At 62.5% G+C, this 19451-nt stretch carries 23 protein-coding genes and 5 pseudogenes; 18 read left to right on the top strand and 10 right to left on the bottom strand.

Going from position 1 to position 19451, the window contains the following annotated elements:
* The first annotated feature begins 52 nt into the window (after window positions 1–52).
* Window positions 53–658, top strand: a complete 606-nt coding sequence (locus QZ648_RS16785; RefSeq protein WP_169066854.1) for a MarC family protein — start codon at window positions 53–55, stop codon at window positions 656–658.
* Between the two features lie 404 nt (window positions 659–1062).
* On the opposite strand, the gene QZ648_RS16780 is transcribed toward QZ648_RS16785, so the two are convergent.
* From QZ648_RS16780 to QZ648_RS16770, 3 genes are all read right to left on the bottom strand, one after another.
* A complete protein-coding gene (locus QZ648_RS16780) occupies window positions 1063–1383 on the bottom strand; it encodes a hypothetical protein (RefSeq protein WP_169066855.1) in 321 nt (106 codons plus the stop codon).
* Between the two features lie 116 nt (window positions 1384–1499).
* Window positions 1500–1625: a hypothetical protein gene (locus tag QZ648_RS16775; protein ID WP_291997732.1), complete on the bottom strand. Its 126-nt coding sequence runs from the start codon at window positions 1623–1625 to the stop codon at window positions 1500–1502.
* A 69-nt stretch (window positions 1626–1694) separates the two neighbouring features.
* Window positions 1695–2627 carry an IS110 family transposase gene (locus QZ648_RS16770; RefSeq protein ID WP_291997731.1) on the bottom strand — a complete coding sequence of 311 codons (933 nt, stop codon included), beginning with the start codon at window positions 2625–2627 and terminating at the stop codon, window positions 1695–1697.
* A 245-nt stretch (window positions 2628–2872) separates the two neighbouring features.
* Between QZ648_RS16770 and QZ648_RS16765 the strand changes: the two genes are divergently transcribed.
* Window positions 2873–3460 (top strand): PIN domain-containing protein, encoded by a 588-nt coding sequence (locus tag QZ648_RS16765; RefSeq protein WP_169068130.1) that lies wholly within the window; start codon window positions 2873–2875, stop codon window positions 3458–3460.
* Window positions 3461–3508: 48 nt separating this feature from the next.
* Here QZ648_RS16765 and QZ648_RS16760 read toward each other — a convergent pair whose 3' ends face one another.
* From QZ648_RS16760 to QZ648_RS16750, 3 genes are all read right to left on the bottom strand, one after another.
* Complete coding sequence (locus QZ648_RS16760) at window positions 3509–4669, bottom strand: cytochrome P450 (RefSeq protein ID WP_169068129.1); 1161 nt, start codon at window positions 4667–4669, stop codon at window positions 3509–3511.
* A gap of 221 nt (window positions 4670–4890) precedes the next feature.
* Window positions 4891–5364 (bottom strand): hypothetical protein, encoded by a 474-nt coding sequence (locus QZ648_RS16755; protein WP_169068128.1) that lies wholly within the window; start codon window positions 5362–5364, stop codon window positions 4891–4893.
* Between the two features lie 10 nt (window positions 5365–5374).
* Window positions 5375–5704, bottom strand: coding sequence for a hypothetical protein (locus tag QZ648_RS16750; protein ID WP_291997590.1), 330 nt, complete (start codon window positions 5702–5704; stop codon window positions 5375–5377).
* A 97-nt stretch (window positions 5705–5801) separates the two neighbouring features.
* Between QZ648_RS16750 and QZ648_RS16745 the strand changes: the two genes are divergently transcribed.
* The 4 genes and pseudogenes from QZ648_RS16745 to QZ648_RS16730 all read left to right on the top strand — a co-directional run bounded on the left by QZ648_RS16745 (window position 5802) and on the right by QZ648_RS16730 (window position 9541).
* Window positions 5802–6437, top strand: coding sequence for a TetR/AcrR family transcriptional regulator (locus tag QZ648_RS16745; RefSeq protein WP_169068127.1), 636 nt, complete (start codon window positions 5802–5804; stop codon window positions 6435–6437).
* Window positions 6434–7645, top strand: a complete 1212-nt coding sequence (locus tag QZ648_RS16740) for an efflux RND transporter periplasmic adaptor subunit (protein ID WP_169068126.1) — start codon at window positions 6434–6436, stop codon at window positions 7643–7645. Before QZ648_RS16745 ends, QZ648_RS16740 begins: the two co-directional genes overlap by 4 nt.
* Window positions 7642–8835 (top strand): FtsX-like permease family protein, encoded by a 1194-nt coding sequence (locus tag QZ648_RS16735; protein ID WP_169068125.1) that lies wholly within the window; start codon window positions 7642–7644, stop codon window positions 8833–8835. The genes QZ648_RS16740 and QZ648_RS16735 overlap by 4 nt, the downstream gene beginning before the upstream one ends.
* Window positions 8836–9541: pseudogene (locus tag QZ648_RS16730) on the top strand (ABC transporter ATP-binding protein). It abuts the gene before it with no gap.
* Window positions 9542–9641: 100 nt separating this feature from the next.
* Here the strand turns inward: QZ648_RS16730 and QZ648_RS16725 are convergent.
* From QZ648_RS16725 to QZ648_RS16710, 4 genes and pseudogenes are all read right to left on the bottom strand, one after another.
* Window positions 9642–10190 (bottom strand): hemerythrin domain-containing protein, encoded by a 549-nt coding sequence (locus QZ648_RS16725; RefSeq protein WP_291997773.1) that lies wholly within the window; start codon window positions 10188–10190, stop codon window positions 9642–9644.
* The gene (locus tag QZ648_RS16720; protein ID WP_291997777.1) at window positions 10187–10342 is read right to left on the bottom strand and encodes a hypothetical protein; all 156 of its coding nucleotides are present in this window, start codon (window positions 10340–10342) and stop codon (window positions 10187–10189) included. The genes QZ648_RS16725 and QZ648_RS16720 overlap by 4 nt, the downstream gene beginning before the upstream one ends.
* Before the next feature lie 46 nt (window positions 10343–10388).
* A pseudogene (locus QZ648_RS16715) lies at window positions 10389–10634 on the bottom strand (PAS domain S-box protein); the annotation flags it as partial.
* Between the two features lie 50 nt (window positions 10635–10684).
* Window positions 10685–11044 (bottom strand): MarR family transcriptional regulator, encoded by a 360-nt coding sequence (locus tag QZ648_RS16710; RefSeq protein WP_291997772.1) that lies wholly within the window; start codon window positions 11042–11044, stop codon window positions 10685–10687.
* Window positions 11045–11256: 212 nt separating this feature from the next.
* On the opposite strand from QZ648_RS16710, the gene QZ648_RS25095 reads away from it, so the two are divergent.
* From QZ648_RS25095 to QZ648_RS16660, 12 genes and pseudogenes are all read left to right on the top strand, one after another.
* Window positions 11257–11772 (top strand): PLP-dependent transferase, encoded by a 516-nt coding sequence (locus tag QZ648_RS25095; protein ID WP_366144170.1) that lies wholly within the window; start codon window positions 11257–11259, stop codon window positions 11770–11772.
* Window positions 11769–12410 (top strand): annotated as a pseudogene (locus QZ648_RS25090) (PLP-dependent aspartate aminotransferase family protein). Before QZ648_RS25095 ends, QZ648_RS25090 begins: the two are co-directional and overlap by 4 nt.
* A 322-nt stretch (window positions 12411–12732) precedes the next feature.
* A complete protein-coding gene (locus QZ648_RS25085; RefSeq protein ID WP_366144175.1) occupies window positions 12733–13197 on the top strand; it encodes a PEP-utilizing enzyme in 465 nt (154 codons plus the stop codon).
* Window positions 13136–13501: a putative PEP-binding protein gene (locus QZ648_RS25080; RefSeq protein WP_366144169.1), complete on the top strand. Its 366-nt coding sequence runs from the start codon at window positions 13136–13138 to the stop codon at window positions 13499–13501. Before QZ648_RS25085 ends, QZ648_RS25080 begins: the two co-directional genes overlap by 62 nt.
* Window positions 13473–13637, top strand: a pseudogene (locus QZ648_RS25075) (putative PEP-binding protein); the annotation flags it as partial. The gene QZ648_RS25080 and the pseudogene QZ648_RS25075, both read left to right, overlap by 29 nt.
* A 133-nt stretch (window positions 13638–13770) precedes the next feature.
* Window positions 13771–13914 (top strand): putative PEP-binding protein, encoded by a 144-nt coding sequence (locus tag QZ648_RS25070; RefSeq protein WP_366144174.1) that lies wholly within the window; start codon window positions 13771–13773, stop codon window positions 13912–13914.
* Window positions 13911–14552 (top strand): N-acetyltransferase, encoded by a 642-nt coding sequence (locus QZ648_RS16685; protein ID WP_366144173.1) that lies wholly within the window; start codon window positions 13911–13913, stop codon window positions 14550–14552. The genes QZ648_RS25070 and QZ648_RS16685 overlap by 4 nt, the downstream gene beginning before the upstream one ends.
* A 136-nt stretch (window positions 14553–14688) precedes the next feature.
* The gene (locus tag QZ648_RS16680) at window positions 14689–15219 is read left to right on the top strand and encodes a hypothetical protein (protein ID WP_291997726.1); all 531 of its coding nucleotides are present in this window, start codon (window positions 14689–14691) and stop codon (window positions 15217–15219) included.
* A gap of 295 nt (window positions 15220–15514) precedes the next feature.
* Window positions 15515–17212, top strand: coding sequence for a cation:proton antiporter (locus tag QZ648_RS16675; RefSeq protein WP_291997725.1), 1698 nt, complete (start codon window positions 15515–15517; stop codon window positions 17210–17212).
* A gap of 185 nt (window positions 17213–17397) precedes the next feature.
* Window positions 17398–17787, top strand: coding sequence for an AraC family ligand binding domain-containing protein (locus QZ648_RS16670; protein ID WP_291997581.1), 390 nt, complete (start codon window positions 17398–17400; stop codon window positions 17785–17787).
* 282 nt (window positions 17788–18069) lie between these two features.
* Entirely contained in the window at window positions 18070–18519 is a 450-nt protein-coding gene (locus tag QZ648_RS16665; RefSeq protein ID WP_169068118.1) for an Rrf2 family transcriptional regulator, read from the top strand.
* 170 nt (window positions 18520–18689) lie between these two features.
* Window positions 18690–19451, top strand: a pseudogene (locus QZ648_RS16660) (nitric-oxide reductase large subunit); the annotation flags it as partial.

Below are 19451 nucleotides of genomic sequence, written 5' to 3'. Positions count from 1 at the left end.
GTCCGAGGCCTGACGCTTTGCGATCCACCGCTGACAAACTGCGCATCCATCGATGAACTACACTTTCGCCTCGGCGACCATCCTGCTGATCCTGATCACGGATCCGGTCGGCAATATTCCGATTTTCGCCAATGCCCTGCGCTCGGTGCCGCCCGAGCGCCGCGCGTGGGTGATTTTGCGCGAGGTGCTGATTGCCTTTGTCCTGTTGCTGACTTTCATGTTCGTCGGCGACAGCTTCTTGCGGCTGATGAACCTCAGCGAGCTGTCACTGCAAATCGGTGGCGGCGTGATCCTCTTTCTGATCGCGCTGCGCATGATTTTCCCGCAACCGGGCGTTAGCGACGGGCCCGAAATGCTGGGTGAGCCGCTGATCGTGCCGCTGGCCGTTCCGTCCATCGCCGGGCCATCGGCTTTGGCCACCGTGCTGCTGCTGGTTTCGCAGGCGCCGGAGCGGCGCCTGGAATGGATCGGCGCCTTGGTGATCACGATGGCCGTTTCCGCCGTCGTGCTGGTGCTCGCCGAACGCATCCAGCGCATCGCCGGCGAGCGCTTCGTGGTGGCCCTGGAACGTTTGATGGGGCTGGTTCTGGTTGCGGTGTCGATCGAAATGATGTTGCGGGGAATCAAGACTTTCGTGTTGCAGCTCGCCAGCGCCTGAGTTTGGCGGTGGCGTGTCGTTCCCGCTCAATGCTCAACAAGAAACAGAAGCGGCTGATAGAAAAGCGAGAAATATGGAGTGGCGTGAGACGAGACGTTTTCCGCTCTGTGTCCTTGTCCATCTCGTCCTCCTCTCGAAAACATCGAGCTTGAAGGAGAGCGAGCGACCGTTGCAGATGGGCGGGCTGGCTTCCGGCTCCCCTGTTACAAGCAGCCCGCACGTCATTGCGAGGAGGCGCAGCCGACGTGGCATTCCAGTTCCATCGTCTCACTATTTCCCGTCGCATTGACATCGTGACAATGCGAAAAGCCAAACCTCTGGATTGCCGCGTCGGCTTCGCCTCCTCGCAATGACGGCGGGTGGGAGATGCTTGCCGAAAGTCTCATCAAGAACGCAACACCACACTAGGTCGGGAGCGATTCGACAATGCCGTCCCTGGCCCGCGTGAGCCTGTAGTGCAATTTCAAGGCGCGCGAGAAGTAGTACAGAGTCGGGTTGCTGAGCACGCGCTCGTACTCGAGTTCGCTGATTTCGACCTTGGTGTCCCCAACCCGATAGAAATGCCGGTTGCCATCCTCGATGATTTCAGCCCGGTAGTTGCTGTCGTCGTCCGGCGGCTCGGGCCAGGGTGGCGCCACGCCCGCCGCGCGAGCGATGTGATTGGCACGTCGCAGGTCTGCAGTTTCCCAGGTGCCGATGCGCTTCCTCTGCAGGCACCGGATCAAACGGTGTTCCGTTTCAAAATCTGGCAGCTCTTCCCTATTTGTTAATGCGAAAGAAGCTCGTTGGAAGACGCAGGAACCCCTGATCGCCTGGGGTCATGCAAAAGGGTTGTCGTGAATCAAGCGGCTGCGGCGATGAAGCCGAAGCGAGTCAGAGCCTTGATCCAGCGAGAAGCGTTGCGCTGTACGGAAAGCTGCTCATAGTTGGTGGCGGAATCCCGGTAGTGTTCGCCACGCTTGAGCATGAAGGAAGATGGTGCGCAACATTTTGTGAGCCAGCGCGACGATGGCCCGTTTGTAACCACGGCGAACGATCAGCGACTGGAACTTGGACTGGAACGCTGATTTGGTCCGACTGGCGGCGTGAGCGAACTCACAGAGAAGTCGGCGGACGTAGAGATTGCCCTTGCGCACGCGCCCGACTTTCGTTTTCCGGCGGATTCGTTGTTGCCCGGGCAAACGCCGACCCAGGAAGCGAGGCGATCCGGGGAGCCAAAGGCACTCATGTCGCTGCCTATTTCGACCAGCAGCATGGCGGCGCCGATCGCGTCGACGCCCGGTAGCGTTTGCAGCAGCGCCAGCGCATTCATCTCACTTGCCAGCTCGCCAAGCAGTCGAGCGTCGAAGCGGGCAATGGCCGCTTCAAGCCCCTCGATATGCTGCAACAGTTCGTCGAGAACGAACACATGACTCGCGGTCAATTCGCCCTGCAGGGCATCGTGCAACTCCTCACGACTGGCCTTGAGACGTCGGCTGGCGAGTTTGAGCACCTCTTCGGGAGGCTGGCCGGCGAGGATGCCCTTGATCATCGCCCGTGCCGACTGCCCATGGATGTCGCTGACGACCACGCCCAGGCGGATGCCGGCATCGGTCAGCACTTTGTGCAGGCGGTTCTTCTCGGACGAGAGCAGGCCAACGAGCTTTTGCCGCTGCCGGGCGATCAGACGCAGTTCGCGCAGTTTGGCCGGTGGCACGAAAGGCCCGCGGAGCAAACCGGCTCTCGCCAGGGTGGCCAGCCACTGGGCATCACCGACATCGGTCTTGCGCCCGGGCACCTGCTTGACGTGGCGGGCATTGACCACCGTCGCCCAGGCCGCCAGCGCCCGTCGATCGCGTTTGAAGGCACCAAATTGCCGTTGTTCGATGCGTGTCTCGCCGCCCGATTCCTCGATGATCGCGCACGCCGTGATCTGGGCTTGATGAATGTCGAGTCCAATGACCCGCTTGTGGATCGGAACCAGTTCCATACCGTCTCCTTTCGCAATAAACTTGAAAGCGGGAGGCGGTGGGTGCCAGAACCGAAGTTGCCTGAAGGCGACAGGTCGCCAACGGCCCTTTTAATGTGTGCGCTCGATGGCAGCAATCCGGGGTACGAGTCGGTTCAGCGGGTCACGTTAAAGTTCGGGGTCGAGCCGCCAAAGCTTTGCGCGACCTCTACCCATCGCTTCCCAACTCGAATTTTCTTTCATGATCCGGGGCGGCCGCAACTGCAATGACCGTTAGCTCCACCCCTCAGCTCAAGCGATGCCGGCAGGATGTTACGGCGGAAATTAAGTGGCTGATAAAATACGTTATCAATAGCCAAAGGGCGGTGTGTTTAAGCTTGGGTGGGGTTGGCGCCGAACTGCGGCGTCCGCGGCCCGCGCCGCAAGTGGTGGCATTCGTCGCAGGACAACCGCTGGATCTCCTGTTCGTCAGCACCGTCACTCTGAGCGAAATCCGCTTCGGCATCGAACTCGTTACCGACGCCAACCGCCGCGCCGAACTGAACGGATGGCTGACCCACAAGGTTCGGTCCATGTTCGAGGAGCGAACTCTTCCCGTCAGCGAAGACATCATGTTTACGTGGCGGCTCCTGGTCGAAGAGTGCCGCAAGTTCGGCCATACGTTTTCGCAGCCAGACCTCATCATTGCTGCAATGGGGCTGCATCATGGCCTGACGGTGGTCACACGAGACACCGGCGACTATGCCAACGGCGCGAGTTCCGCTATTCGACCCGTGGCGCGACTGAGCGCTTCTTGCAGAGTGGTAACCGTCGCGTATCACACGGCCATAGCAGGCGCCATCTCCGGGTTCTAAGCCGGAACCGTCGAAAATCCGTCACCCCCAACTCCTTGTTGGCGGTATTTATCGGATCCGTAGGGGAAGGGTGGCGAAGCCACTGCCGGGGTATACCGCAGTGGTCGGCGGCCTCTCGGGGATCGGGTTGATCACGGCTGTGTGCGCGAGCAACTCTTCCAGAGCCACGCGCATCTCCATCCGGGCCAGGGGAGCGCCAGGACAAACGTGTATTCCCGCGCCATACAGCATGTTTGCGGTCTGCTCACGGTGCGGCCGATAAGTCTCCGGATCCTCGAAAACGCGACCGTCGCGGTTGGCGGAGATCCAGATCAGCGAGATGCGTTCGCCGGCAGCGATCTTTCGGCCACCGATTTCAACCGCACGGGTGGTGATGCGCCGATTGGCCACCAACGGTCCGTGAATCCGCAGAATCTCCTCGCTAGCGGCGGGCAATAAGGAGGGCTGCGTGCGCAACTGTTGCTGCAGATCCGCGTGTTCCGAGAGGTGGTACGCCAGGATCCCCAACGCCGCCGAAATCGTGCCGATCTCGCCGACGGTCCAGTTGCGCAGCACGCTGACCGTCTCTTCGTCGCGCAATGGTCGACCCTGGACCTGTTGTCGCAGCAGCGAGCTGGTGATGTCGTTGCTGGCTTGGTCACCGGCCGCGCGGCGAATCTGCAGCAAGTCGTGGACGTAGCCCTCGAATTCACGGGCGATCTCGGCCATGGCCACCCGGTCCTCGGCAAAAGTTGCCTGGCGGTTCTTCGCTGTCCACAAGCGCAGCGGTTCGCACAGATCGAGCGGCCAACCGAGAGAGGCACACTGGCTCCGGATGGCGAACCCATTGGCAAAATCGCCGATGAACTCCACCTCGTCACGCGCCTGCAGCGCTTGAACGAGCGTCGCGGCGATCTCACGACATTGCGGCTCGAACGCCGCCACTCGTTCCGGCCCAAAATACGGCATGATCATCCGACGGAACGTGGTGTGTTCGGGAGGATCCATCCCGTCCGGAACGGAGAGATGCCTGGACACGGCATTACTGAAGGTAGCGGGGTCATTCAGCACGCGCAGGATATCCTCGTGCCGAAACAAGGACCACCCGAGAAAGTCGCTATACGCGATCGGACAGCGCTCGCGCATCTCGTCGTAGGCGGCACGCTGGTCGCGCTGGACCGCTTCCGACCTTGGGTCCCAATCCTGTTGCTGCATTGCGTTGACCGTCATGCGCTCCTCCTCATTTCACGGAACCGGTGCCGAAGGTAGGCCGTTCCTGGCTTCTACTTAGCAAGTGATTCGCCAGTCGACGCACAGAATACCCTTTTTTGTACTGGCCAAAGCTCAGCGCATGCTGCTCGTGGCTCGGCTAAACAGGCGGCATTGCGCCCGTCCGCACTGGGCGACACAAGCTTCGTAGCGCAGCGGTCTGCTTCCGCCCAAGGCTCAACTCAGTCCATTGGTTTCCAGCCCGGGTGCTTGAAATAGCGGCCGTACTGATTCACGGCGCCGACCATCTGCACTACGCCAGCCGCAGGTGTGGCCTTCGACTTGCCCTGCATGGCGTCGGCACCGGCGCTGAGTTCGGCGACGATGAGGTGCAGGTTTTCGTCCGCAGCGGGTTCGAGCTTGCACTCGCTGACGATGTTGGCGACGTGCGCTTCAACCAGGGTAGCGAGTGCCTTGTAGTCCTCTGGCGTCAGCGTCCCCTTGTGGATAGCCGTCGCTTTCGCGGCAAGTGCCGCCCGGATTTCGCTCATGTTCCTGCGCAGTGGTTCGTCGCTTGCCCATTGCTTGCCGTGGTCGAGCATCAGCTTGGTCGGCTCGCCGGCGGCGTGCTGGTGTGAGTCGACCGCAAACGCGGGGACGCCGATGCCAAAGGTAGCGATGAGGGCGGCGGTGAGCAGGGGGCGTTGGATAGTCATGGGATTTTCCTCAGTGTTGGACGACGATGATTTCCGGGTCGTCCGCATGCTCGACGAGGAGCATGCGGACCCGGTCTTGCCAAAGTGACTGGAACAAGGCTGCCTGGGCATCGCTGGCGGTCCGAGCGATGCAGAGCGGCAACAGCGAAGCGATGCGGCGATCGCCCGGCACGCGCTCCAGCCGGGCGGAGACGAGGGTCGGGCACGAATGCCCGGCGAGCTTGACTGCGTCGCCGTAGCCGTACTCGATGACGCCTTCCTCGGCGGCTCCGAGGAATCGGGCCAGCGGATCACGAACGGTAATCCGCGGGGCAGATTGAAAAAGGTCGGGAAACTTCACGGTCGCGTTCTCCTCGGGACTTAAGCGCTTGCCAAACGGACACGGCTTGAATACGATAGTAAGTAGTTACTAACAAGACTTCAAGTACACGCCCGCTATGGATACTCCAACCACACTCCAGACGACACCCCGTCAGCGTCTGAACAGCGATGAACGGCAGCGCGGGATCGTCGCTGCGGTCTTGGTTCTGGCCCGCGAGCGCGGTCCGGAGGCGATCACGGCGCAGGCCATCGCCGATCGCATCGGCGTCACCCAGGGCGCGATCTTCCGCCACTTTCCGGACAAGGCAGCGATCTGGATGGCGGTCTTTGCCTGGGTACGTGAATCGCTGGCTACGGTGCTGGCGACGGCGATAGCGAAGCCAAAGTCGCCGCTGGCAAAAATAGAGGCCGCATTTTTCGCGCACGTGGCCTTCATTGCGGCCAACCCCGGCGTTCCCCGCGCGCTATTTCACGAACTGCAATATCCTGACGATTCGCCAGTCCGCGCCGAGGTCCGAACGATGATCTCGGGCTACCGGGAGCGCCTGGCGTCCTTGTTCGCCGCGGCCAGGAGCGCCGGCGAGCTTCCCGCCGATCTCGATCCCGGCCTGGCACCGGTGCTGTTCATTGGTGCCATCCAGGGCCTGGTGATCGAGTCGGCCATTGCCGGCAGCGAGGCGGGAATGATGGCGCGTGCGCGGCAGATGTTTCCCTTGCTGCTCGACGGCTATCGCGGGCGGGACGAACGATGAACGTGCGCGTGCCGCGCAAGGGGGTACTCGGCGCGCTCGTCGTGGCAGTCGTTCTTCTGCTCGGCTGGCTGGCGACCAGCCAGGGACCGCTGGCGCCGACCAAAGTGACGCTGGCCAGGGTGGAGCAGGGGCCGCTGGTAGCCAGTACCTTTGGTATCGGAACGGTCGAGGCGCGCCGCAGCTACGCGTTGGGGCCGACGATGGCCAGCCGCGTGGCGCGCGTGCTGGTTGAGCAGGGCGATGTGGTCAAGGCTGGTCAACTGCTCGCCGAACTCGATCCGGTCGACCTCGACGATCGTGTCGCCAGCGGCCGACTCGCCGCACAACGTGCAGCGAGCGCGGTGCGCACTGCGCAAGCCCAGCTCTCCGAAGCGCAGAGCCGCGCGCAGCTTGCCCTTGCCAGTGCGCGTCGTTCCGCCGAACTGCACGCGCGCGGTTTCGTCAGCCAGGAGGCGACCGACGCCAAGCGACAGGAAGCCAATGCCGCGACGGCGGCGGTCGACGCCAGTAGCTCCCAGCTGGCGGCGGCGCGGCGCGATCACCAACGCGCGCTGGCCGATGTCGCCGGTGTCGGCAAGCTGCGTGCGCAGGCGCGCCTGACGAGTCCCGCCGATGGCGTGGTCAGCGCGCGGCTGGTCGAACCGGGATCGACGGTCGTTGCGGGACAGGCCGTGCTGCAGCTCATCGATCCGGCCAGCCTGTGGATCAAGGCGCGCATAGACCAGGGGCAGGCGGGTGGCGTGCGCGTCGGGCAGGCCGCCGAGATCGTTCTGCGCGCGGAGGCCGGGCGTGTCTACCGGGGCGAAGTCCAGCGCGTCGATTGGCAGAGTGACGCGGTGACCGAGGAGCGGATCGTCAATGTCGGCTTCACGGCGCGTCCCGATACGCTCTCGATCGGTGACCTGGTCGAGGTGACGATTGCCACCGTCGAACTGGTCGACGCGCAGTGGCTGCCCGCAGCGGCGGTAAAACGCATCGATCAGCAGGACGGCGTCTGGCAGATCCGGGACGGGCACGTTGTCTTCCACCCGGTAGAGGTGGGCATCACCACCCTGGATGGTCGCAGTCAGATCCTGGAAGGCCTGGCCAGCGGCGACGAAGTGGTCGTGCACAGCGAGCAGGCATTGCGGCCCGACGCGAAAGTCAAGGTCGTCGCCGCCATCGTCGCCAGCGCAGAAAGCGTTGCTAGCGTAAGTTCAGGACGATGATCAATCTGGCCGGCCGCGACATCCTCAATGGCTGGGGCAAGTTCCTGTTCACCGGCATCGGGCTCGGCTTGCTGATCGGGGTGACCTTGTCGATGGCGGGAATCTATCGCGGACTGGTTGACGATGGCCGCGTGCTGCTGAGCAACGGCGGTGCCGACCTGTGGGTCGTGCAACGCGATACGCTCGGCCCCTACGCCGAACCCTCGAATGTTCGCGACGACGCCTATCGCGCGCTGCTCGGCGTCAAGGGCGTGGTCGAGGCCGGCAACGTCACCTATCTGACGATGCAGATCGAAGACCAGGGCAAGGATGTACGGGTGATGCTTGTCGGCTTCCAGCCCGGGCACCCCGGCGAGCCCGGCTACCTCGTCGCCGGGCGTCCGATCACGCGCTCGCACTACGAGGCGATTGCCGATATCAAGACCGGCTTTCGCCTCGGGCAGCGCATCCGTATCCGGCGGCACGAGTACACGGTGGTCGGCTTGACCCGCCGCATGGTGTCGTCGGGCGGCGACCCGATGGTCTTCGTGCCGCTGCGCGATGCGCAGGAAGTACAGTTTCTCAAGGACAACGACGCCCTGGTCAATGAACGTGCACGCACGGCGGCCAATCCGGCGTTCAATCGCCCCGCAGTGCCGGGACTGCTGGAGGCCGTACAAGTCAGCCAGGCCAGCAGCCGGACGGTGAATGTGGTCATGCTGCGGCTCGCGCCGCACGCCGACGAAGCGCTCGTCGCCAGCGAGATCAGGCGCTGGAAGCACCTCGAAGCCTATACGCGTGCCGAGATGGATGAGATCCTCGTCGCCAAGTTGATCGCCACGTCGGCGAAGCAGATCTTCATGTTCCTGGTCATCCTGGCGATTGTCAGCGCGGCCATCGTCGCCTTCATCATCTACACGATGACTTTGAACAAGGTGCGCGAGATCGCCGTGCTCAAGCTGATCGGGGCGCGTAACCGGACGATCGCCACGATGATCCTGCAGCAGGCGCTCGGCCTGGGGGCGATCGGCTTCCTTGTTGGCAAGACGGCAGCCACGCTGTGGGCACCGATCTTCCCCAAGTACGTCCTGCTGCTCCCCGGGGATGCCGTGCGCGGTGCGCTGCTGGTGCTGGCGATTTGCGCGCTGGCGAGCGTCGTCGCCATCCGCGCCGCGCTACGCGTCGATCCGGCGACGGCGATCGGGGGATAGATGCCCGCGGCGATCGAAATCAGCGGCCTGACCAAGCGCTACGGCGTCGGCGATGCCGCGGTTGACGCGCTGAAGGGCGTGGACATGATCGTCCAGCCGGGCGAGGTCGTCGGGCTGATCGGCCCCAGTGGCTCGGGCAAGAGTACGCTGCTCAAGTGCCTGGGCGCGGTGATCGAGCCCAGCGCCGGGCGTATGGCGCTGGCCAGCGAGGCGATCTACGACAACGGCTGGCAGGTGGCCGATCTGCGCGCCTTGCGTCGCGATCGCATCGGCTTCGTTTTTCAGGCGCCCTATCTCATTCCTTTCCTCGACGTTACCGACAACGTGGCGCTGCTGCCGATGCTGGCCGGTGTGGCCAACGCCAGCGCGCGCGAGCGGGCGCGGGCGATGTTGACGGCGCTCGATGTCGGGCATCGCGGCCCGGGCACCGGTGGCGCAACTCTCCGGCGGCGAGCAGCAGCGGGTGGCGATCGCTCGCGCGCTGGTCAACCAGCCGCCGATCATCCTCGCCGACGAGCCGACGGCGCCGCTGGACAGCGAGCGCGCCTTGGCTGTCGTCCGGATCCTGAACGAGATGGCACGGCGCTTCGCAACAGCGATCATCGTCGTCACCCACGACGAGAAGATCATCCCGACTTTCCGGCGGATTTATCACATCCGTGACGGGCGCACCTATGAGGAAGCAGGCGAGGGGCGGGCGGCTTGATCCGCGGCGGCTGAGCAAAGGAAACGTCCGGCGCTTGTCGGCAGCCGTGAATCGCGCTCGTGTGCCCGAGCTGATTGCCTAAACCTCGCCTAAACCTCGCCTAAGCCTTGTCGATTCCCCGGCGCTCGCGCATCGTCCGTCCGATGCGAGCCAGATCATCATCGCTCAACAAGCGCGCAGCCATCGGCAAGAGTTCCTTTTCCTCGCGCTCGATGTGGCGCGCATAGCGAACGGCCAGCGCTTCGACATCGTCGGCGACGAGTGGCACGCACTCTCCCGCCGCCAAACCTTCGAGGAGGTCGCGCAGGTGTCGCCAACTCGCTTCGAGTGCGCGGTGATCGGCTTTCAAGCCGTCGATCATTTCGCGCAGGCAGATGGCATCAGAACCGGCCATCGATTCGATCAAGGCCGGGAAGAGGTCGTCTTCCTCATCGGCATGATGGTGCATGGCGGCGGTGTCGAAGTAGTGCATTACCCTGGTCGCAGCTGTACGCGCTTCTTCGTCGACGCCGTGGGCAAGCAGGTAGGGAACCAGGCGTCGCAAGGTCGCGCATTGCGTTTCAATCCTGCCGTGGCAGGCGGAAAGCATCTCCAGAGGCGCCTCGGTGCCGACGGTCGGTGCGGCAAAGCCCGGAATGCGGGTAGTCACTCGGCTTGCTTCGCGCAACTCGCCGAAGACTGCGCGACGGCCTTGAGGTGGCGGGCGGTACAATCGCGGCCGATGGCCAGCGAACCGACGATCGTGCCGCTGCCGTCTCTCACCAGGCCGAAGCTGAGCTCCACGTAAAAGCTTGCGCCCATCCTTGTGCATCGAGCGGGTCGTGAGTACCTGGTTCCGGTACTTCGTCTGGCCGCTGCTAACGGCTTTGTGAAAGCCGTCCCAATGCGCTTTTCGGAGTCGCTCCGGAATGATCACGTCCATGCTCTCGCCGAGGACTTCGGCCGCGGAATGGCCGAAGACGGTTTCAGCGCCGCGATTCCAGACGCGGATCGCGCCATTGCGATCGGCGAAAATGATCACATCCGGGGCCTGATCCACTAGCGCCCGATAGAGATCGGAATCTGTGTCCTCACACGCGGCAGTTGCCTGCATCCTGGCACTCCTTTTCACTGGTCGAATGAGACAAGCGCTCGCCATCGTTGCTATTCGCGGCCGAGCGTCGTTAGGTCGGGGACCGTGAATGTTCCCTGCAAGGAGAGGAGTTCGCGGCGATGAAGGCCTGCCAGTTGCTCAACGCATTCGTTGCCTTTTTCGGTCAGTTGCACATCCACCTGCCGCCGGTCGCTGCTGCTGACGCTACGCTGTACCAGTCCGGCCGCCTCGCACCGTGAAATCAGCGACACGACCCCATGATGCTTCGCCTGCAGGCGTTCAGCGAGTTCGCCCACGTTCGCCGATTGCCGCCCGGGAAAGCCTTTGATCTGGAGCATCAACAGATACTGCAAGGGCGTGATTCCGTTCCGGTGCGTCAGCTCTTCGCTGAAGCGCAGATAACGACGCAGCTGGTAGCGGAAGTTGGCAAGTGTTTCGAAATCGGCCTTGAAATATGGTCGTCGGGCATTTTTCTTGCGGGCGCTTAGCCATGATTTGTATCACGGCATGATATAGTTAGCTGGACGCAAGGGCAAGGTGTCTGGCCGCGGTGTTTCGCGAGCTTCTCCTGGCAGGCGTCATCCCGCGGCATCCCCAGGCAAAGGCGACTCAACCGAACCCGATGACTACTGACCCACATACACACGGCCTCTCGACGCTCTGCATTCACGCCGGCACGCATCTGGATCAGGCCACCGGTGGCGCGTGCAGCCCCATCTTCACTTCCACGGCCTACGCGTTCCCGAATCCGGCCAAGCAGAACATCTATCCGCGTTACTTCAACACGCCCAACCAGCAGGTCATCAACCGCAAGCTGGCAGCGCTAGAGAAGGGCGAGGCGGCGCTTGTCTTCGGCTCGGGCATGGCGGCCATTTCCACTTTGCTGCTCGCTCATCTCAAACCTGGCGAGCACGCAATTTTCCAGAACGATCTCTACGGCGGCAGCATGCGGCTGATCAGCAGCGAACTGCCGCGGCTCGGCGTGCAGCTTTCCTGGGGGGCGAACGTGGCGGAGTTCGCCGCCGCCTTGCGACCGGAAACACGCTTTGATCTACGTCGAATCGCCGTCGAATCCGCTGCTTCATTGCATCGATCTGGCCGCAACTGGCTGCGCTTGGCAAACGCCACGGCGTCTTGACGGTCATCGACAACACTTTCGCCACGCCGATCAACCAGAACCCGATTCCGCTGGGCATCGATGCGGTCATCCACAGCGCTACGAAATACCTCAACGGCCACAGCGACGTGAACGCGGGCGTGGTCGTTGCCTCCGCTGAAATTGTTAGCCGCGTCACCGAGAGTGCGGTCAACTTCGGCGGCATGCTTGATGCGCACGCCTGTTCTCAGCTGGAACGTGGTCTGAAGACGCTGGCCCTGCGCGTGCAACGGCACAATGAGAATGCCGCGACCCTGGCGCGCTTTCTTGCCTCGCATCCGGCGGTGTCCAAGGTCAATTATCCCGGCCTGCCCGAACATCCCGACCACGCCATCGCGGCGCGTCAAATGCGTGGCTTTGGCGGCATGCTGTCGTTCGAGCTGTGTCAGCCGGAACGGCTGGATGGCTTGCTGAGCCGGCTGCGTATCGTCATGCCGGCCTTGAGTCTCGGCGGCGTGGAGAGCCTGATTTGAGTTCCCAGCCGCAGTACGCATCGCACGATGACCCCCGCCGAGCGACAGCGTGCCGGCATCAGCGACGGTCTATTGCGCGTCTCTGCAGGCATTGAGGATGCGGAGGACCTGCTCGAAGACTTTTCCGAAGCACTCGCCGTGGAATGATCGTCGTCCTGGCCACCACGAGGGAATCTTGCTTATGAGCAGCACTCACAACACGCAGTCCGCCCATTGATGATCGTCGGCGAGGTGGCGTCTGCAAGGTCCTTGCCCGCGGACGCGCTCTGCTGTGCGATTGCGCCCGAACGCAGACAGCCGTTCCGCTCCGGCAGGTGAGCGAGGCGGAGGTGCACGCTGAGGTCGAGCGTTTCGATGCCGCGGTGGTCGCTGCCGAGGGGAAACTGCTGGAAGTTCAGGAGAACGTCCGGCGGACTTGGGGAAGGACGAGGCGGAGATTTTTGAAGCGCAAATCCTCCTCCTGCGCGACGTGCAATTGCGCGATGCGGTGTGTGCGCTTTGCCTCGAAAAGCGGATGAATGTGGAGGCTGCGGTCGAAGAAGCGATCAAGCAGTTGATGGAATTGTTCGGCCACCTCGAAGATCCCTACTTCCGCGAGCGTGCCGCCGATCTGTACGACGTCGGCAGACGCCTCCTCGATCACCTGGCGGAAGACGGGCTGCCGGATGTTCCTGCTGTTCACGAGGGATGCTGTGATCGTCACCAGCGAAATTCTCGCCTCCGTCGTTGCTCGCCTGGAAGGCAGGGCGTGCGTGGCTTGATTGTCGAAAAAGGTGGCCTTACAGCGCACGCCACCATCCTTGCCCGCTCGCTCGGTATCCCACGCTCGTCCAGGTGCCGGAGGCGACCGGGAAATTCGTGCGGGCGATCTGGTGATCGTCGATGCTCTGGCCGGACGCGCCTTCATCAATCCGCAGGCCGAAATCCTGCGTAAGTACGATCAACTGGACAGCAACCTGCAAGTTCACCAGGGCGTCCTGAAGAGCTTGATCGGCCTGCCGACGGTCACTCGCGATGGCGTCGAAATCAAGCTCTGTGCCAACATCGGGCAGACTGCCGACGCGCTGGCGGCGGCGAACGTCAAGGCTGATGGGGTCGGACTGTATCGCACCGAGTTCGTCTTCCTGGTCCAGGATCATTTCCCCCTCGGAAGACGAGTAGTACCAGTTCTACCGCGCCACGGCGGAGCACCTGCAACCGGCGCAAACGGTGATCCGCGTTCTCGATGTCGGCAGTGACAAACCGCTCAGCTACTTTCCGCTGCACCGCGAAGCCAATCCGGCCATGGGCTTTCGGGGGGGCATCAGGCTGCTGCTCGCGCATCCCAAGCTGCTGCACACGCAACTGCGGGCCATCCTTCGGCTGAGCGCGACGCATCCGGTCGCCATTCTTCTGCCGATGATCGACGGCATCGACGACTTGCGCGCGGCGGAAAGCGGCGATCGACCATGCGAAGGAGGAACTCACCGCAGCCGGCCAGTCGTTCATCCACTGATCCGTCGGGGCGATGATCGAGACGCCTTCAGCGGTGATTCTCATCGAGCACTGGCCGACGAGGTCGACCTTCTTCAGTGTCGGCAGCAACGACCCTCGTCCAGTTATTCTGACTGGCTGCGGACCGGATACGTGGCGAGATGGTGTCCACCTATGACCCCTTGCATCCGGCGGTCATCCAGGTGCTCGCCAAGCTGGTGCGGTGGCCAGGAGCAAAGGAACAACCAATTCTCTTTGTGCGGGGAAATTGCCAGTGTACCCCACCTACACCACCTCTTGATCGGCCTCGGATTTCGAAGTTTCAGTGTCAGTCCAGGGACGGTTGCTGTACACAAGCACGCCAATTCGCGCGACCGGGACCTAAAACGGCTGAAAAAGCTCGCCGAGCAGGTTCTGTCGGCCTCGACGGCGCCATCCGGGCGCAGGTGGCAGGACGACTGGAACCGGCGTCGCCCGGTTGCTTCGCCCGAGTTCAACGCCAACAAGTCTCGTCGGCACGTCGCTCGCGGTGACACACAACCTTGCTCGTCAGCGCTTCGAGCGCAGGCAGGGGAAAGCGCCTCGGCGTTTCTGAGCTACCGCGTCGAAGGCGAGCGCGTCATTCTGGAGCACACCTTCGTACCGGACGCGCTTCGCGGCCAGGGAATCGCCGCGGATCTGGTTCGTGTCGCGCTGGATGAGGCGGCGGCAACGCACTGGAAGATCGTCCCGCGCTGTTCCTATGTAGCCATCTTCATTGAGTGCCACCCGGAATGCGCCGACCTGGTCGATCGCCGGGAAGTAGACCTGAACTGACGCACTTGCTTCGTCGGGGTGTTTTGACGGCCGGCTCCATGGAGTCGTTGCGGCAGCATTACCAAGGCTGTTTTTCCCGAAAATGGCGGCCCACAAGAACGGAGGATTGTGTGAACGAGATCATTCGAAACTGCTCGTGGAGCATCGAAACCTGGGGAAACTGGTCGGACTACTGGATCGCCTTCCTGTTGATATGACGGATCCGAAACTCGACGAAATCACGCTGCTGGTTGACGTCCTTCGCTTACCTGACCTGCTTTCCAGATGTCCGTCATCACCCGGTCGAAGACCGGATTGTCGCCAGTCTCCTCGCGCAAATGCGCTGTCTGCCGACATCGCTGACGAGATCGAAAGGCAGCATTGTGTACTGGCCAGGCAGGGCACGGACTTGATGCGTGACCCTCGAGTCGGCTGCGCGCGAGGAAACCCACTTCGTGGCACGCCGCTGTGGTCAGCGCCCGGCTATACGCTGAACGCCTTCGCCACAACATGGCGGTCGAAGAGCTCGCCGTTTTTTCCCGTGGCTGAACAGCGTCTTGGCGACGCGGATTGGCATGCGATTGCCGCTGTATTGACACCTGAGCCGGCAGATCCGCTCTTTGTGTCGCTGACCGAGAAGCGCTTCGTCGAACCTGCGCCGAGTGATCGCCACAGAAGCCGATTGTGATTGCTTCGACGATCCGGAAGTAGGGCGGTGATGGTGAGGAATATCGCGGAGCATCGCCCTCGCTTCGCGGTTCTTGGTGAGCTTCCGCTTACGACGTCAAGCCGGACCTGGCTTGATCTACAGAAAACCGGACGACGCGTGCTGCAACTCGTCCGTCTCGGTTCGCACAGCGAACCCGGATTGTGGAAAAGGTCTGGCTCAATGGAACTCGAAAGCTTTCTTTTCTCCGCGATACTTCTGCTGAGCGCAGCAGCGGTCGGCGTGGCGCTGGTTCAAGCATCTTGGGCTGGGATCGGTGCTCGGATTGCTCGTGGCGGGGATCGTGGTTGGCCCGCATTCTCCCGGCCCCTCTGTTACGACGCATGTCGATGAGGTGCGGCATTTCACCGAGCTGGGCGTCGTGCTGCTGCTGTTCGCGATCGGGCTCGAGATGCGTCCCGCGCGGCTGTGGGCATTACGCCGCGAGGTGTTTGGCCTGGGGTCGCTGCAGATTTTGCTCTCGGGCCTGTTGGTCGCGGCTACATGCTTTTCTACCTCGATCGCTGGAAACGCGCTGCTCGCTGGCCTCACCAATGGCCCTGTCCGCGACCGCCTTCGTCATCCAGTTTGCTCAACGAAACGGGGGGAACTGGCCAGCACCCACGGACAGGCGTCGTTTGCGGTGCTGTTGATGCAGGGACCTGGCCATCGTACCCCTGTTGGCAGTTGTGCCAATCCTCCCCAGACCGGGGTTCTGGCGATCGAGGTGCCGCTTTGGAAGCAAATCGGCCTGGTGATCGGCACCTCTGACTCTGCTGTTCGGCTTCGGTCACTACGTGTGGCCCAGGGTCCTCGGCAACTGTCTCGGCAGCGCAACCGCGAGGGGTTCATTCTGGTCGTGCTGCTGGCAGTGTTCGTCGCTGCCTGGGCGACCAATGAGGTTGGCCTGTCGATGGCACTGGGCGGCTTCGTCATGGGCATGCTGTTATCCGGATCACGCTATGCCTACCAGGTAAAGGCCTACATCGAGCCGTACAAGGGCATCCTGATGAGCGTCTTCTTCGTCGCCGTCGGCATGTCCATCGAACTGGAGGTCCTCGCCGCTGAACCCTGGGTTTTCATTCAGCAAGTGGCCATCATCCTGTTGATAAAACTGGCCGTAATGTTTGCTCTGGCGCTGGCGTTCCGATTCACTGTCGAATCGGCCATCCGCATGGCCGTGCTGCTCGGGCAGTCGGGGGAGTTCGGATTCGTGCTGTTCGGTGCGGCGCGTGGACTGGGCGTGATCGACGACCGTACTTTCGTGGTGTCGGTGGCGGTGATATCGATCAGTATGATGTTCACGCCGCTGATGGTGCGTGCGGGCGATGCCCTGGTGCGGCGCCTGACGAAGCCAAGCGTCGGGCCGACCGGCGCACCTGTCCTCGCGGCGGGGGACGCGGAGGGTGGTACGGTCATCATTGCCGGCTACGGTCGGGTAGGGCACACCGTCGCCATGATTCTGCGTGCCAGTGGTGTACCGATCCTGGTGTTCGACAAAGACCCTGCGCGGGTTGCCCAGGGTCGGGCCGATCACCTGCCGGTTCACTATGGCGACCTGGCCGATCCGGAACTGCTCGCCGCGGCACCGGTCGAGCACGCGGCGCTGGCGATAATCACCGTCGATCACATGCCAACAGCGATCGCGGCCTTGGCACACCTGCGCCACCAGTATCCGCAACTGCCGATCATTGCCCGGGCACACGACCTGGAGGCTACCGCGAAACTGGAAGAAGCCGGCGCTACTCGGGTGTTTCCCGAGGTGGTGGAGAGCAGTCTTCGCCTCGGGGCTGAGGCGCTGCAGATGCTCGGCGTCGCGGCCGAAAGCACCGAGGGTCTGTTGCAGGGCGTGCGTGGTACCGACTACGCGCTGGTGCGCGAACCCTCTGCGCGTGGCTCCGGCCCCGATACCGAGGAGACTGGAGAGAGAAGACAGCGCAGTAGCAGAGTGCGCCGCGGCAGCGCAGACTTCTGAACCGCCGACAGGGTTGTGAAGGCTGTGCGATGGGCAGCCAGGGCCGCCGAGCGACATTCTTCGTAGGAGGTACCTGTGACCCACTCACCTGATTCATCCGAGCGGGCGGAAAAGCACCTCCGCAGCTTGCGCCACGAACGTGGGGCCGTGTTGGCGCCCCCGACCTGCCGCTATGAGCGGCTCACATGCTGACAGTCCCCGGCGCTGCCGCGAGACTGTCGCTTCGTCAGGAGAGAATGGTCATGGCACTATCACACGCCAAGTCGGGCGATCTGGTGAACATCCAAGATGCCGCCGCCGAGTTCAGCAGCAATACTTCAGTCACGCTGGTGCGCGATGATCATATCGAGATCTTCCGCCTGGTCCTGGGTGCCGGCACCCACATGCAGGAGCACAGCGCTGCCGGTGCCATGACGGTGCAATGCCTGGGAGGCGAAGTGGATTTCAGTTGTCACGATAAAACCCAGACGCTGCGGCCGGGCGACCTTATCTATCTGAACGATGCGGCGCCGCATGCCCTGCATAGCAAACAGGGGACCATCCTTCTCATTACCCTGATGTTGCATCGCAAGTAACTGCTGTGGCATGGATGCGTGGGTAACAGCTTCGGCGGGTGTTGACCATCGGCGTGAGTTCGTACTGACACGGGCGAAGGCCTGCCAGCCACTGTTACGAGTCATCCACACTGGTTCATCATTGTTCTTGCACGGAAGCTCAAGATGCAATCGGCGTGCACAGCCGGGCTTACACCAGTGGGCGCTCTCCGGTAGAGTGCGCATCCTGTCCCTTGCCGTCGCCGCGGGGCAGGGCCTGACCGCCAGAGATGGCGATGCCAATGGGCGAAGCGAGAACCTGCCATGCACATCACCCAGCACACTGACTATGCACTGCGCGTACTGATCTACCTCGGGACCAACGAGGACCGCTGGGTGACCATCCAGGAAATCGCGGACCGCTTTGCCGTGTCGCGCAACCACTTGATGAAAGTTGTCAGTCGTTTGATCCGTGGCGGCTATGTTGATGGCTTGCGCGGCAAGGGCGGCGGTTTGCGGCTTGCCTGTCCAGCCACGACCATCGTTGTCGGCGATGTTCTGCGCCATATGGAGTCGGGCATGGACCTGGTCGAGTGCTTCGGCAAGAACTCTACCTGCATTCTGGATCCCGATTGCCAGCTGAAGCTTGCGCTTTCAGAGGCCCTCGCTGCGTTCCTCAAGGTGCTGGATGGCGTTACGCTTGCCGATCTGCTCGGCAAGAGCGAACGGGTGATCCTTCACGTCCTGCGCCCTGTGCTAGCCATTCCCAAGTAGCTCCTCCGCACTTGGCGACAATCGTCGCCAACTTCATTCGGTTCTGCCGTCACATAAGAAGCATTTTGTTTGCATCTTTTATAAGAGGTATTTAGAATGCCACTTAAAGAAGCTTGTCGCCGTTTCGTTCCCTTCCATTGGTTTTACCGATACCGTAAAGGAGCTTTATCATGCATAACACACGCAAGCTGTGGATCTGGCTAGCGCTGATCTGCGTGCTTTCCTTCGCCGCGCTGGGCTGGGTTGGCCGCGAGATTTTCGTGCACGCGCCGCCCATTCCGACGCAGGTGGTCAGCAGTGACGGCCAGGTTCTCTTTTCCGAAGAGCAGGTGCAGCAAGGCCAGCAATCCTGGCTCTCGGCCGGCGGCCAGCAACTGGGCTCGGTCTGGGGGCACGGCAGCTATCTCGCGCCGGACTGGTCAGCCGACTGGCTGCACCGCGAAGCGGTTGCGCTGCGGGCGATCTGGGCACAGCGTGATTTCGGCGCCGCCTACGAGCACCTTCAGCCCAGTCAGCAAGCACAGCTCGATGCACTGTTGAAGACCGAGCTCCGCCGCAATACCTACGACGCTGGCAGCGGTTCGATCAGCCTGAGTGCTGATCGAGCTGCCGCAGTCGCGCAGGTGGCAAAGCACTACGCCGACCTCTTTGGTGGCGAACCGGCGCTCGATGCATTGCGCGAGCAGTACGCGATGCCGGCCAATATTCTGCGCGACGCAACCGATCGGCAGGACCTGACGGCTTTCTTCTTCTGGAGCGCCTGGTCGGCTGTGACCGAACGCCCGGGCGAAAGCAACTTGAGCTACACCAGCAATTGGCCACACGAGCCGCTGGTCGGCAATACGCCGACGACCGGTACCGGCGTCTGGTCGATCGCCAGCGTCATTCTCATGCTCGGGGCGATCGCGGCGATGATCTTCTTCCACTCGACC

The organism is Candidatus Accumulibacter sp. ACC012 (assembly GCF_907163155.1).
Lineage (GTDB): Bacteria > Pseudomonadota > Gammaproteobacteria > Burkholderiales > Rhodocyclaceae > Accumulibacter > Accumulibacter delftensis.
The sequence above is the reverse complement of the archived record's forward strand: the minus strand, read 5'-3'. Positions and strand labels throughout refer to the sequence as shown.